Raw genomic sequence first — 13,454 nt, 5'->3', positions numbered from 1 at the left:
CCGCCCATGACCATGCTGACGGGGGGGCTCCTGTCCGGATGTCATGGCCGACGCGAAATCACGTTCGGGGACCAGCATGACGGATCAATTGTCTGCCCTGACGACCATATTCACGGAATTCTATTACTTCCTGACGGTCGTCCTGATGTTCTTCATCCATGTGGGCTTCTGCATGTACGAGGTGGGTGCGGCGCGCGTGAAGAACGTGCAGCACACGCTGCTTAAGAACACCATGGCCATTCCCCTTGTGGGCCTTGCCTTCTTCCTGTTCGGCATGTGGATCTACATCGCCTTCCAGGGCTGGCCGGTTTCCGCGAGCTCCCTCAGCTTCTCCACGGGCTTCGAGCCCTGGTCCACGAAGATTGCGCCGAACCTGTCGGATCGCATCTCCGGCGTGTTCTGGGCGGCGTTCGCGCTGTTCGGCATGACGGCAGCCTCCATCGTCTCGGGCGCCCTCATCGAGCGCACCAAGACCTCGGGCTTCTTCATCATCGCCATTTATGTGGGCGCCATCGCGTGGGTCATCCCGGCGGCCTGGGCCTGGGCCGGCAATGGCTGGATGGCGCAGTATCTGGGCTTCCACGACCAGTACTGCTCCGCCATCCTGCACTCGGTCGCGGGCTTCGCCACCCTGGGCATTCTGATGAATGTGGGCCCGCGCATCGGCAAGTTCGCGCCGGACGGCACCCCGCGTGAGATCCCGGCCCACAATCCGTGGCTGGTCACCATCGGCCTGTTCATGATCTATGTAGGCTTCTGGGGCTTCTACGCCGCCTGCCACATCCCGATCGTGAACGTGGGCACGGAAGCGGCTCCCTACTTCACCGCCACCAACATCTATGGCGTTCCGATCACCCTCTCGGGCGTCACCATGAACTTCATGCTGGCCTTGTTCGGCGGCATGGTCGCGGCCTACATGGTGTCCAACGGCAATGCCTACTGGACCTATTCGGGCGGCCTCACCGGCCTTATCTCGGCCAGCGCCGGCAACGACCTCTACCACCCCATCATCGCGCTGGTGATCGCGGTGGCCGGCACCATCATGGCCTACAAGCTGCACTATTGGGTGGAGCGGAAGTTCAAGATCGACGACGCCGTGGGCGCGGTCGCGGTGCACGGCTATTGCGGCCTGTTCGGCGGCATCGTCGCGGGCTTCGCGCTGTGGGGCTATCCGGCCGTGCTGCCGTCCGAAGGCGCAGTCATCGCGCTGGGCGAAGGCGTGGGCTGGTTCGGCGTGAATGGCGAGGGCCTGCCGGTCATCACCCCCATGGGCAACATCATCGGCTCGCTGGTGTTCGCCATCGGCTTCGGCTTCATCCCCGGCTACCTCATCTCCAAGGTGCTGGCCATGTTCGGCATGCTGCGCGTGCCGGCCGCCGCCGAGCTGATGGGCCTCGACGGCAAGCATGTCGCCGCCACCTACCCGCACCACTCGGGCATGGAAGCGGCCTTCGAGGACATCCAGCGCAACGAAGCAAAGTTCTGAGCGGCAGGGGGCGGCCGGAACCAACCGGCCGCCCCTCATTCGCCAAGACAGAGCACAGGCATATCCGCGCAGGCCCCGCAGGGCGGCGCTCCACCTTCGAGAGGAGAAACCCATGCACACCGGTGTGACGTCCCTCGCCAAGCTTCCCGAGATGGCCGAGGTCTACCCCTTTGCCGGCTATGAGCCCCTGTTCACGGTGATCGCGCTGCTGTTCTTCATCGCCTTCATCGCCAAGCAGATCTCCATGGACAAGGCGCAGCACGAAGAGATGCTCGACCACACGTCCGAGGCGGTGGCCACCCCCGCCGAGTGAGCAGCGGCCATCCAACAGGCCCGGCCCGTGCCTCGGCGCGGCCGGGCCTTTCCCTTTTTGAAGCTGGCCGCGCGCCCACCGGACGCGTTTCGCGCACCGGCCTTATTGCTCCACGCGGAGCGAGCCGGCGAGCCAGGGCATGGCGGCATCGAGGCCCGGCAGCACATCCGCCGCCAGCCGCGCACGACAGAATTCCACAATCTCTCGGGGCAGCCGGCCCAGTTCCTGCCGACGCGCGATCAATGTCAGCCGCCGCTGAAAGGCGGGGCCGGGAAGTGGGGCGCAGGTGACGCGCGAGAAATCCACGGCCCCTTCATGCACGCAAAGGGGCGTCGTCACCGCAAATCCCTCGCCCGCCGCGACGGTGGCCGCCACGCCCTGGGGCGTGTCGAACTCCAGCCGGCGCGGCAGCTCCACCTTCAGCCGACGCAAATGGCGCTCCACCTCGATGCCGGTCTTCGAGCGGGCGGAAAAGCGCACCAGCGGCAGCGGCATCTCGCGCAACTCCTCCACGCGCGCGGGCGCCTGCGCGCCCGCCGGCAGCAGCAGCACATAGGGTTCGGTGACCAGCGCGAATCGCTCCAGCCCCTCCACGTCCTCCAGCTCGTCGAGACCCACAAGAAGGTCCATCTGGCGCGAGAGCAGTGCGCTGGCGTGGGCCGCCGTCAGGCCCGACAGCACGGAAACCTCCTCCGCCAGCGTCGCCAGATAGCCACCCAGCGGCGCCGAGAGGGCGCGGGCAAGCGAATCGACGAGGCCCGCGCGCAGCAAAGGGAAGCGCCCATGCTCGGTCTCCCGCAGTGCCGGCGCGATCTGCCGGGCTTCGGAGATGAGCGCGCTCGCCTTCTGTCGCAGCACGCCGCCCGCTGCGGTGAGTCCCAACGGCCGCACCGACCGGTCGAACAAGGCGAGGCCGATGCGCCCTTCCAGGTCCGCCACTGCCTGCGACACAGCCGGCTGGGTCAAACCCATGCGCCGCGCCGCGCCCGCCATGGCGCCTTCCTCGCAAACCGCCAGGAAAATCTCCAACGCCCTGAGATCGAACGGAAGAGCCTCACGCGCGCCCATCACCCGCCTCCGAATACTATAAGCATCATTTATATGATCCCTTCATTCGCGGCGAGCTATAGAGTTATTGAACGGGTGATCGACCCCCTATGCGGTCTCTTCGGACCGACGCAGCGAGTGCCTCATGTCCGCGCGCTATTCGTTTCTCAGCCTCATTTCCAATGCGCTGAACGGCCAGACCGGCTGGAAGCCGGCCTGGCGGGATGCGCATCCCAAGCCGACCTATGATGTGATCATCGTGGGCGGCGGCGGCCATGGCCTCGCCACCGCCTATTATCTCGCCAAGGAACATGGCATCCGCAACGTCGCGGTGCTGGAAAAAGGCCATATCGGCTCCGGCAATGCGGGCCGAAATACCACCATCATCCGCTCAAACTATTTGCTGCCGGGCAACGAGCCCTTCTACGAGTGGTCCATGAAGCTGTGGGAGGGCCTGGAACAGGACCTCAACTACAATGCCATGGTCTCCCAGCGCGGCATCATCAATCTCATCCACTCCGACGCCCAGCGCGACGCCTATGCCCGGCGCGGCAACGCCATGCGCCTCGCCGGCGCGGGCTCGGAGCTGCTGGACGCGGAAACGGTGCGCAAAATGTGCCCGTTCCTGAACTTCGACAATGCGCGCTTCCCCATCAAAGGCGGCCTGATGCAGTCGCGCGCCGGCACCGCCCGCCACGATGCGGTGGTGTGGGGCTATGCCCGCGGCGCCGACCGGCTGGGCGTGGACATCATCCAGAATTGCGAGGTGACCGGCTTCATCCGCGACAACGGCGCGGTGGTGGGGGTGGAAACCACCCGCGGCGCCATCCGCGCCGGCAAGGTGGCCCTGGCTGTCGCCGGCTCCACCTCCCGCCTCACCCGCCACCTGGATCTGCGCATGCCGCTGGAAAGCCATGTGCTCCAGGCGTTCGTGTCGGAGGGGCTGAAGCCGCTCATTCCAGGCGTCATCACCTTCGGCATGGGCCACTTTTACGTCAGCCAGTCGGATAAAGGCGGCCTCGTCTTCGGCGGTGACATCGACGGCTACAATTCCTATGCCCAGCGCGGCAACATGCCGGTGGTGGAGGATGTGCTGGAAGGCGGCATGGCGCTGATGCCCATGATCGGCCGCCTGCGCCTGCTGCGCTCCTGGGGCGGCCTTGTCGACATGTCCATGGACGGCTCGCCCATCATCGATGTGGGCCCCCTGCCGGGCCTCTATCTCAACACCGGCTGGAACTACGGGGGCTTCAAGGCCACCCCGGCCTCGGGCTGGTGCTTCGCCTACACCATCGCGCAGGACCGCGCGCACGATTTCAACGGGGCGTTCCGCCTCGACCGCTTCCGCACCGGCAACATCCTTGATGAGAAGGGGGTCGGCGCGCAGCCGAACCTGCACTGAGCCATGCGCATTCCCTGTCCCTATTGCGGGTCCCGCGACGCCCACGAATTCGCCTATCTGGGCGATGCGACGCTCACCCGTCCCGACCCCGCCGCGCCCGACGCCGCCGAGGCGTTCCACGCCTACACCTATCTGCGCGAGAACCCGGAAGGGGCCCATCGCGAATACTGGTACCACGCCAATGGCTGCCGCCGCTGGCTGGTGGTGACGCGCAACACCAAGACCCATGAGATCCTCGGCGTGGAATTTGCCCGCCCGAGCACGGACGAGGTGCCGGCATGACCCGTCTTTCCACCGGCGGCCTCATCGATCGCAGCCGCACGCTCTCCTTCACCTTCGACGGCGTCGCCTATAAGGGCCATCCTGGCGACACGCTGGCTTCCGCTCTGCTCGCCAATGGCGTGCGGCTGGTGGGCCGCTCTTTCAAGTATCACCGCCCGCGCGGCATCTTCACCTGCGGCTCGGAAGAGCCCAACGCCCTGGTGGAGCTGCGCGCCGGCGCCCGCAAGGAGCCGAACACCCGCGCCACCACCGTGGAGCTGTTCGACGGCCTCTCCGCGCAGAGCCAGAACCGCTGGCCCTCGCTGGAGCATGACGCGCTGAGCGTGAACCAGCTCGTCTCTCCCTTCCTGGGCGCGGGCTTCTACTACAAGACCTTTATGTGGCCCGCTTCGTTCTGGGAGAAGGTCTACGAGCCCTTCATCCGCCGTGCCGCCGGCCTCGGCGCCGCCTCTGAGCTGCCCGATCCGGATACGTACGAGAAGGCGTTCGCGTTCTGTGACGTGCTGGTCATCGGCTCCGGCGCGGCCGGCCTCGCGGCGGCGCTCTCCGCCGCCCGTTCCGGCGCGCGGGTGATCCTGGCGGAAGAGGACTTCCGCTTCGGCGGCCGCCTGCTCACCGAGGATGTGGCCATCGATGGCGCCCCGGCGCGCGATTTCGTGGCCCACGCGGAAGCCGAACTGGCGGCCCTGCCGAATGTGCGCCTGATGCCGCGCACCACCGTGTTCGGCGCCTATGACGGCAGCGAATATGCCTGCGTGGAGCGGGTGAGCGACCATGTGGCGGTGCCGGCGGCCTTCCAGCCGCGCCAGCGCCTGTGGCGCATCATCGCCAAGCGGGCGATCCTCGCCACCGGCGCCTTCGACCGGCCCATCGTGTTCCCGGGCAATGATCGTCCGGGCGTCATGACCGCCCAGGCGCTCGCCACCTATGCCCGCCGCTTCGGTGTCGGCGCGGGGGCCAATGCCGCCGTGTTCACGAACAATGACGCGGGCGTTTCCGCCGCCCTCGCCGCCACCCATGCCGGCGTGAAGGTCGAAGCGCTCATCGATGTGCGCGAGGCCCTGCCCTCCGCGCTTTTGGCCAAGGCCAAGGCGCTGGGCGTGCGCGTCATCACCGGCGGCGAGGTCATCGCCACCAAGGGCAAGCGGCTCTCGTCCATCACCGTGCGCACCGGCTCGCGCACCGAGACGCTGGCGGTGGAGGCCCTGGGCATTTCCGGCGGCGCCACGCCGAACCTCAACCTCACCTGCCACCTGGGCGGCAAGCCGGTGTATCGCGAGGACATCGCCGCCTTCGTGCCGGGCAGCGTGCCGCCGGGCATGAGCTGCGCAGGTGCGGTGGCGGGCCAGTTCTCACTGGCCGAGTGCCTGAAGGCCGGCACCGAGCAGGGCGCGACCGCCGCGCGCGACGCGGGCTTCGCAGGCGCTGCCCTCCCCGCCCCCAAGGCGGAGGAGACGGCCACCGGCATCCGCGCCTTCTGGCAGGTGAAGGCCAAGGGCGACCTTGCCTTCGTGGACTTCCAGAACGACGTGAGCGCCAAGGATGTGGGCATCGCCCACAAGGAGGGCTTCCGCGCGGTGGAGCTCCTGAAGCGCTACACCACCATGGGCATGGCCACCGACCAGGGCAAGAATTCCAACATGGCGGGCCTCGCCCTCATGGCGGAGCTGACCGGCCAGGGCATCGCGGCCACCGGCACCACCGTGTTCCGCCCGCCTTACACCCCGGTGGCGCTGGGTGTGCTCGCCGGCCATCACCGGGAAAAGGACTTCCGCCCGACCCGGCCGACGCCCACCCATGCCTGGGCCGAAAAGCAGGGCGCGGTGTTCGTCGAAACCGGCTTCTGGCTGCGCGCCGCCTATTTCCCCAAGCCCGGTGAAAAGGACTGGCTGGAGAGCGTCAATCGGGAGGTGAAGGCTACCCGCGAAAGCTGCGGCGTCATCGACGTCTCCACCTTCGGCAAGATCGACCTCCAGGGCCCGGATGTGGGCACCTTCCTGGATCGCGTCTACATCAACATGTTCTCGACGCTCCAGGTGGGCAAGGCGCGCTATGGCGTGATGCTGCGGGAAGACGGTCTCGTCATGGATGACGGCACCACTGCCCGCCTCGCCGACAACCATTATGTGATGACCACGACCACCGCCAATGCGGGCAAGGTGTTCCAGCATCTGGAATATTGCCTTCAGGTGCTGTGGCCGGAGCTGGACGTGCAGCTCTCCTCCATCTCCGAGCAGTGGGCGCAGATCGCCGTTTCCGGCCCCCGCTCCCGCGATGTGCTGGCCAAACTGGTGGATGGGGCGGACGTTTCCAATGCCGCCCTGCCCTTCATGGGCGTGGCGCAGACCACGGTTCTGGGCGGCATCGAGGCGCGCATCTTCCGCCTCTCCTTCTCCGGTGAGCTGGGCTACGAGATCGCCGTGCCGGCCCGCCAGGGCGAGCGGCTGATGGAAGCCATCATGGAAGCTGGCAAGCCCTTCGGCATTACGCCTTACGGCACCGAGACGCTGGGTGTCCTGCGCATCGAGAAGGGCCACGTTTCCGGCAGCGAGCTGAACGGGCAGACCTCCGCCCGCGATCTTGGCATGGGCCGCATGGCTTCCACCAAGAAGGACTATATCGGCCGCGTGCTGTCGCAGCGGCCCGCCTTCCTGGATCCGGAACGGCCCATCTTCGTGGGCTTCAAGCCGGTGGACACGGCCCAGCGCCTGCGCGCCGGCGCCCATTTCCTGAAGGTCGGGGTTGAGCCCACGACCCACAACGACGAGGGCTATCTCACCTCCGTCGCCTATTCGCCCACCCTTGGCCATTCCATCGGCCTCGGGTTCCTGAAGCGGGGCCTGGAGCGCATCGGCGAACAGGTGCGCGCCTATGACCCTGTGCGCGGCAGTGACATCCTGGTGGAGGTGTGCTCTCCCGCGTTCGTCGATCCTGAAGGGGAGAAGCAGCGTGTCTGACCTTCTCGCACACGTGCCCCATACCCGCCTCGTGCCCGAGGGCCATTATGGCCCGGCCGGCACCCCCGGCGTCAGCGCCCGCCAGGTACTGGGCCTGGCCGCAGCCACCCTCGCCGCGCCGCGCGGCAAGACCGCGGCGCTCATCGCGAGCTTCGCCGACGCCGGCCTGCCGCTGGTGGACGCGCCAAAGGCCATGTCCAATGGCGTGCTGACGGCGGTGGGCACCGGGCCCGGCCGCTGGCTCATCACTGCCGAGGGCATGACGGGCGCGGCACTCCTCGCCCATCTGCGCGCCATCGCCGGGCCGGACGCCGCGCTGACCGACCAGAGCGACGCCAACATCATCCTGGAAGTGAGCGGCGCCGCCGCCCGCGCCACCCTCGCCAAGGGCATTGCGGTGGATCTCGATCCGCTCGCATTCGCCCATGGCGATGCGGCCACCACGGTGGTGTCCCACATCGGCGTCACCTTCTGGCAGAGCGAGGAAGCCCCGGCCTATCGCTTCGTGGTGGCGCGCTCGTTCGCTCCCGCTTTCCTGCGCTGGCTCACCGTGAGCGCGGCCGAATTCGGCTTCGCCCTCACCGGCACCGGCCGAGGCTGACCGAGGCGCGGTGCGCGCCCCGGTGTCTTCCATTTTCCGTTCGTCCGTCCAAAACAGCGCCTCACATTCCGTGATCCGCCCGCGGCACGGCAAGAGACGCGTCACCTTCCCGAGGTTTTCATGTCCAATCCCGCCGAGCACTTCATTCTCACCCTCTCCTGCCCGAACCGGCCGGGCATCGTGGCGGCCGTCTCCACCTTCCTGTTCGAGAAGGGCTGCAACATCCTGGAAGCCCAGCAGTATGACGACCAGGAGAGCGGGCGCTTCTTCACCCGCATCGTGTTCAACGTGGTGGAGGGCGAAGCCTCCATCGAGGCCATCCGCGCCGGCTTCGCCCCCATCGCCGACGGCTTCGGCTTCACCTGGACCATGCGCTCCAAGGAGGAAAAGCGCCGGGTGCTGCTGCTGGCCTCCAAGTTCGATCACTGCCTCGCGGACCTGCTCTATCGCTGGCGCATCGGCGAGATCCCCATGGAGATCACCGGCATCATCTCCAACCACCCGCGCGAGACCTATGCCCACCTCGATTTCGACGGCGTGCCCTTCCACCATCTGCCGGTGACCAAGGACACCAAGATGGCGCAGGAAGCGAAGATCTGGGAGATCTTCCAGTCCACCAACACCGAGCTCGCCGTGCTCGCGCGCTACATGCAGGTGCTGTCCGACGATTTGTCCGCCAAGGTGTCGGGCAAGTGCATCAACATCCACCACTCGTTCCTGCCCGGCTTCAAGGGCGCCAAGCCCTATCACCAGGCCCACGCCCGCGGCGTGAAGCTCATGGGCGCCACCGCCCATTACGTGACCAGCGACCTTGATGAAGGGCCGATCATCGAGCAGGACGTGGAGCGCATCTCCCACCAGGATTCCCCCGACGACATGGTGCGCAAGGGCCGCGACATCGAGCGCCGGGTGCTCGCCCGCGCCATCGCCTGGCACGTGCAGGACCGGGTGTTGCTGAACGGCAGCCGCACCGTGGTGTTCCGCGACTGAGCCAGGCGAAAACTCCCGTATCGTCAAGGATGAAGGCCGGTCCCCCTGGGGCCGGCCTTTGCCTTTGGGAAGGGCCGAAAGGCGCTGGACAGGAGTTATGATACACTGTATCAAAGGCCTCAGATCGAGGTGACCATGTCCGTTGAAACCCTTCTGCCCCCGGCCTCACCCCAGCGCGACGCCTCTCGCGGCGCCGGCGTGCGGAGCGATGCGGGCGCGGACGGAGTGGGCGCGGCGGCTCACCCCGTAGCTCACCCCCTTGGCCCATCTGCAGGCAAGGGCGAAGGGCGGCGCAGGCGCGCGGTGGTGATCCCCCCCTCGCTGCTGCGCATGTCGCTGGGGGCGCGCCTGCTCCTGGCGGCGGCCCTTCTGGCGCCGTTGTGGGTCGCGGTGGCGCTGGTGCTCGGTTTCTCGGCGGGAGAATGAGCGTGTCGGCACAGATTTCGTTCCGCGATCTCACTTTGGGCTATGAGCGGCATCCGGCCGTGCATCACCTCAATGGCGAGGTGGCCGAGGGTGCGCTGCTCGCCGTGTGCGGGCCCAATGGGGCGGGCAAGTCCACGCTGCTGAAGGGCATTTGCGGCTCCCTGCGCCCCCTTGGCGGCGCGGTGGACCTGCACGGCATCTCTCCGCGCGACATCGGCTATCTGCCCCAGGGCGCGGACCTCGACCGCTCCTTCCCCATTTCCGTCTTCGACCTCGTGTCCATGGGCCTGTGGCGTCGCGCCGGCCTGTTCGGCGGCATTGGCCGGAAGGACCGGGCGAAAATCGAGGAAGCCATTTCGGCCGTGGGCCTCGAAGGGTTCGAGGATCGTCCCATCGGCTCCCTGTCCGGCGGGCAGATGCAGCGCACCCTGTTCGCGCGCCTGCTGCTGCAGGATGCCCGCGTGATCCTGCTGGACGAACCCTTCACTGCCCTCGACGCCAGCACTACGGCAGATCTCGTCGACCTGGTGCGCCGCTGGCATGGGGAGCGCCGCACCGTGCTGGCGGTGCTGCATGATTTCGACCTGGTGCGCGCCGCCTTCCCGGAAACCCTGCTGATGGCCCGCCGGGCCGTCGCCTGGGGACCGACCAAGGAGGCGCTGGCGCCGGAAAACCTCTTGAAGGCCCGGCACATGGGCGAAGCCTGGCAGGCCGACGCCGCCACCTGTCCGGTCGCGGCCTGAGCCGGCCCGGCAAACAACACGATACACGAATTCGACCCGACGGAGCCGCGCGCGCGGCCCCGAGCGCCGGGTCTTGCTCAAGGACCAGAACGTTGCGCCCCTCTGTCTCTTCGCCAGTCCACCCCTGCCACGGGGATGCGGCATGAACCCCTATGAGATGCTGATCGCGCCCTTCGTCGAGTTTGAGTTCATGCGCCGCGCGCTGGTGGGCGTGTTCGCGCTGGCGCTCGGGGCGGGGCCCTTGGGCGTGTTCCTGATGCTGCGGCGCATGTCGCTTACGGGCGATGCCATGTCCCATGCCATCCTGCCCGGCGCGGCCATCGGCTTCCTGCTGGCCGGGCTCAATCTCTATGCCATGAGCCTCGGCGGCCTGGTGGCGGGCCTGCTGGTGGCCGTGGGTGCCGGTGTGGTGGCCCGCGCCACGGAGCTGAAGGAGGACGCCTCCCTGGCGGCCTTCTATCTGATCTCCCTGGCGGTGGGTGTGCTCATCGTCTCCGTCCGCGGGTCTAATGTGGACCTGCTCCACGTCCTGTTCGGCACGGTGCTGGGCATCGACAATGCGGCGCTGCTTCTGATCTCCGGCATCACCACGGTGACGCTCTTCACCCTCGCCATCATCTGGCGGCCGCTGGTGATGGACAGCGTGGACCCCACCTTCCTTGCCTCGGTCAGCCGATCTGGCGGCGTGAGCCACGTGGCCTTCCTCACGCTGGTGGTGCTGAACCTGGTGGGCGGCTTCAATGCGCTGGGCACCCTGCTGGCGGTTGGGCTGATGATGCTACCGGCCGCCACCGCCCGCTTCTTCGTGCGCGACCTCAGCGCGCTGGTGGCGCTCTCCTCGGTGATCGCATTCCTGAGCGGGCTTATCGGCCTGCTCGTCTCCTACAACTTCGGCACGCCCTCGGGCCCGTCCATCATCCTGGTGGCGGGGATCGCCTATGGCGGCGCCGTTGTGTTCGGCCCTGCGGGCGGCGTGCTTTCGCGCCTGCTGCCCGGACGCCATCTCGAAGCCTGAAAGGAAGCCCCGATGCTCTCCAGACGTCTCGTGCTCGCGGCCGCCATGGCCACCACCCTCGGTGCCGTCTCCGGCCCCGCTTGGGCGGAAGGTGAGGCACCCGCGGCCAAGCTGCCGGTGGTGGCCTCCTTCTCCATCCTGGGCGATTTCGTGAAGGAGGTGGGCGGCGACCGTGTGGCCGTCACCACCATCGTCGGTCCCAATGGCGACAGCCACGTCTACCAGCCCACCCCGGCCGATGCGAAGGCGCTGGCGGCGGCCAAGGTCATCGTTGTAAACGGCCTCGGCTTCGAGGGCTGGATGGATCGCCTCATCAAGGCTTCCGGCACCAAGGCCGAGCTGGTGGTGGCCACCACCGGCATCACCCCGCGCATCCGCACCGCCTCCGAGCCGCAGGAGGAAGAGGAGGAGCACGGCCACGCCAAGGGCAAGAAGGACGCCCATGGCCACGATCACGGCCCCATCGATCCCCACGCCTGGCAGTCCATCGCCAATGCCAAGGTCTATGTGACCAACATCCGCGACGGCCTCGTCACCGCCGACCCGGCGGGCAAGGACGCCTACACGGCCAATGCCGCCGCCTACATCGCCAAGCTCGACGCGCTGGAAGGCGAAGTGAAGGCGGCCATGGCGGCCATTCCGGCGGCCCAGCGGCGCATCATCACGTCCCACGATGCCTTCGGCTATTTCGGCGCGGCCTATGGCGTCACCCTGATCGCCCCCGAAGGGGTCTCCACCGAGAGCGAGGCGTCCGCCAAGGACGTGGCCCGCATCATCCGCCAGATCAAGGCGCAGAAGATCCCCGCCGTGTTCCTGGAGAATGTGAGCGACCCGCGCCTGGTGGAGCGCATCGCCAAGGAAAGCGGCGCCAAGATCGGCGGCGAGCTCTATACCGACGCGCTGTCCGATGACAAAGGCCCCGCGACCACCTACATCCTGATGATCCAGTCCAACGTGAAGACGCTCTCCTCGGCCCTGTCGAGCTGAGCGGCTCCCGGGCCAGACGAGATTTTCAACGCGCGGAGCTGATCCGCGACACCCCAGCGGCGCCCGGCCCCAAGCCGGGCGCGCGCCCATTCAGGTGTGAACCATGGCAGATATTCAGTCCGACAAGATCCCCGTGACCGTCCTCACCGGCTATCTCGGCGCGGGCAAGACGACGCTGCTCAATCGCATCCTCTCGCAGCCCCACGGCAAGAAGTTCGCCGTCATCGTCAACGAGTTCGGCGAGATCGGCATCGACAACGACCTCGTGGTGGGCGCTGACGAGGAAGTGTTCGAGATGAACAACGGTTGCATCTGCTGCACCGTGCGCGGCGACCTCATCCGCGTCATCGACGGCCTCTTGCGCCGCAAGGGCGCCTTCGACGGCATCATCATCGAGACCACCGGCCTTGCCGACCCCGCCCCCGTCGCCCAGACCTTCTTCGTGGACGAGGAAGTGCAGGCCAAGACCCGACTCGACGCCGTGGTGACGGTGGCCGACGCCAAGTGGCTCTCCGACCGCCTGAAGGATGCCCCCGAGGCCAAGAATCAGGTGGCCTTCGCCGACGTGATCCTGCTCAACAAGACCGACCTCGTGAGCGCCGACGAGCTGAAGGAGGTGGAAGCCCGCATCCGCGGCATCAACCCCTATGCCAAGCTCTACCGCACCCAGAAGTCGGAAATCGATGTGGCCAAGGTGCTGAACCAGGGCGCCTTCGACCTTGACCGCATCCTGGAGATCGAGCCCGCCTTCCTCGAGGAGGAGGAGCACGACCACCATCATCACGACCATGAGCACGGCCCCGATTGCGGCTGTGGCCATGATCACGGTCATGACCATGAGCACCACCATGGCCTCCACGCGGTGCATGACAGCGAGATGCAGTCGGTGTCCTTCGCCACGGACGCGCCGCTGAACCCGGAAAAGTTCTTCCCCTGGGTGCAGAATCTGGTGGCGACCGAGGGGCCGAACATCCTGCGCTCCAAGGGCATCCTGTCCTTCAAGGATGATCCGGACCGGTTCGTGTTTCAGGGTGTCCACATGATTCTGGACGGTGACCACCAACGCCCCTGGAAGGACGATGAGAAGCGGGTCAGCCGCATTGTCTTCATCGGTCGCAAGCTCGATGAGGCAAAGCTCAAGGACGGCTTCCTCTCCTGCGTCGCCTGAGGGCGCGCCGCCATTCTCCCCCGACCGGGCGGACCGG

At 67.1% G+C, this 13,454-nt stretch carries 13 protein-coding genes; 12 read left to right on the top strand and 1 reads right to left on the bottom strand.

Annotated elements, in window-relative coordinates:
• Positions 1-76: 76 nt before the first annotated feature.
• Positions 77-1,486: an ammonium transporter gene (locus L0966_RS01710; RefSeq protein WP_234050124.1), complete on the top strand. Its 1,410-nt coding sequence runs from the start codon at positions 77-79 to the stop codon at positions 1,484-1,486.
• Between the two features lie 112 nt (positions 1,487-1,598).
• Positions 1,599-1,799, top strand: coding sequence for a hypothetical protein (locus L0966_RS01705; RefSeq protein WP_234050123.1), 201 nt, complete (start codon positions 1,599-1,601; stop codon positions 1,797-1,799).
• 102 nt (positions 1,800-1,901) lie between these two features.
• Here L0966_RS01705 and L0966_RS01700 read toward each other — a convergent pair whose 3' ends face one another.
• Entirely contained in the window at positions 1,902-2,867 is a 966-nt protein-coding gene (locus L0966_RS01700) for a LysR family transcriptional regulator (RefSeq protein WP_234050122.1), read from the bottom strand.
• Positions 2,868-2,991: 124 nt separating this feature from the next.
• On the opposite strand from L0966_RS01700, the gene L0966_RS01695 reads away from it, so the two are divergent.
• The 10 genes from L0966_RS01695 to L0966_RS01650 all read left to right on the top strand — a co-directional run bounded on the left by L0966_RS01695 (position 2,992) and on the right by L0966_RS01650 (position 13,417).
• Positions 2,992-4,248 (top strand): sarcosine oxidase subunit beta family protein, encoded by a 1,257-nt coding sequence (locus L0966_RS01695; RefSeq protein WP_234050121.1) that lies wholly within the window; start codon positions 2,992-2,994, stop codon positions 4,246-4,248.
• A 3-nt stretch (positions 4,249-4,251) separates the two neighbouring features.
• Entirely contained in the window at positions 4,252-4,530 is a 279-nt protein-coding gene (locus L0966_RS01690) for a sarcosine oxidase subunit delta (RefSeq protein ID WP_234050120.1), read from the top strand.
• Complete coding sequence (locus L0966_RS01685) at positions 4,527-7,487, top strand: sarcosine oxidase subunit alpha family protein (RefSeq protein ID WP_234050119.1); 2,961 nt, start codon at positions 4,527-4,529, stop codon at positions 7,485-7,487. The genes L0966_RS01690 and L0966_RS01685 overlap by 4 nt, the downstream gene beginning before the upstream one ends.
• The gene (locus L0966_RS01680; protein ID WP_234050117.1) at positions 7,480-8,088 is read left to right on the top strand and encodes a sarcosine oxidase subunit gamma family protein; all 609 of its coding nucleotides are present in this window, start codon (positions 7,480-7,482) and stop codon (positions 8,086-8,088) included. Before L0966_RS01685 ends, L0966_RS01680 begins: the two co-directional genes overlap by 8 nt.
• 120 nt (positions 8,089-8,208) lie before the next feature.
• On the top strand, positions 8,209-9,078 hold the full coding sequence (purU, locus tag L0966_RS01675) for a formyltetrahydrofolate deformylase (RefSeq protein WP_234050116.1): 870 nt from the start codon (positions 8,209-8,211) through the stop codon (positions 9,076-9,078).
• Positions 9,079-9,213: 135 nt separating this feature from the next.
• A complete protein-coding gene (locus L0966_RS01670) occupies positions 9,214-9,504 on the top strand; it encodes a hypothetical protein (protein WP_234050115.1) in 291 nt (96 codons plus the stop codon).
• A gap of 2 nt (positions 9,505-9,506) precedes the next feature.
• The gene (locus L0966_RS01665; protein ID WP_234050114.1) at positions 9,507-10,247 is read left to right on the top strand and encodes an ABC transporter ATP-binding protein; all 741 of its coding nucleotides are present in this window, start codon (positions 9,507-9,509) and stop codon (positions 10,245-10,247) included.
• Positions 10,248-10,389: 142 nt separating this feature from the next.
• Entirely contained in the window at positions 10,390-11,262 is an 873-nt protein-coding gene (locus L0966_RS01660; RefSeq protein WP_234050113.1) for a metal ABC transporter permease, read from the top strand.
• A 12-nt stretch (positions 11,263-11,274) separates the two neighbouring features.
• Positions 11,275-12,249 (top strand): metal ABC transporter solute-binding protein, Zn/Mn family, encoded by a 975-nt coding sequence (locus L0966_RS01655; RefSeq protein WP_234050112.1) that lies wholly within the window; start codon positions 11,275-11,277, stop codon positions 12,247-12,249.
• A gap of 103 nt (positions 12,250-12,352) precedes the next feature.
• A complete protein-coding gene (locus tag L0966_RS01650) occupies positions 12,353-13,417 on the top strand; it encodes a GTP-binding protein (protein WP_234050111.1) in 1,065 nt (354 codons plus the stop codon).
• Positions 13,418-13,454 lie beyond the last annotated feature (37 nt).

The organism is Xanthobacter sp. NM-59 (assembly GCF_021401125.1).
In the GTDB taxonomy this organism is placed as follows: Bacteria; Pseudomonadota; Alphaproteobacteria; order Rhizobiales; family Xanthobacteraceae; genus Xanthobacter.
This window is presented reverse-complemented; position numbering and strand designations above follow the sequence as displayed.

Coding starts and splice junctions, on each gene's coding strand:
- L0966_RS01710 (WP_234050124.1), top strand. CDS start 77: ATGACGGATCAATTGTCTGCCCTGACGACCATATTCACGGAATTCTAT.
- L0966_RS01705 (WP_234050123.1), top strand. CDS start 1,599: ATGCACACCGGTGTGACGTCCCTCGCCAAGCTTCCCGAGATGGCCGAG.
- L0966_RS01700 (WP_234050122.1), bottom strand. CDS start 2,867: ATGGGCGCGCGTGAGGCTCTTCCGTTCGATCTCAGGGCGTTGGAGATT.
- L0966_RS01695 (WP_234050121.1), top strand. CDS start 2,992: ATGTCCGCGCGCTATTCGTTTCTCAGCCTCATTTCCAATGCGCTGAAC.
- L0966_RS01690 (WP_234050120.1), top strand. CDS start 4,252: ATGCGCATTCCCTGTCCCTATTGCGGGTCCCGCGACGCCCACGAATTC.
- L0966_RS01685 (WP_234050119.1), top strand. CDS start 4,527: ATGACCCGTCTTTCCACCGGCGGCCTCATCGATCGCAGCCGCACGCTC.
- purU (WP_234050116.1), top strand. CDS start 8,209: ATGTCCAATCCCGCCGAGCACTTCATTCTCACCCTCTCCTGCCCGAAC.
- L0966_RS01670 (WP_234050115.1), top strand. CDS start 9,214: ATGTCCGTTGAAACCCTTCTGCCCCCGGCCTCACCCCAGCGCGACGCC.
- L0966_RS01660 (WP_234050113.1), top strand. CDS start 10,390: ATGAACCCCTATGAGATGCTGATCGCGCCCTTCGTCGAGTTTGAGTTC.
- L0966_RS01655 (WP_234050112.1), top strand. CDS start 11,275: ATGCTCTCCAGACGTCTCGTGCTCGCGGCCGCCATGGCCACCACCCTC.
- L0966_RS01650 (WP_234050111.1), top strand. CDS start 12,353: ATGGCAGATATTCAGTCCGACAAGATCCCCGTGACCGTCCTCACCGGC.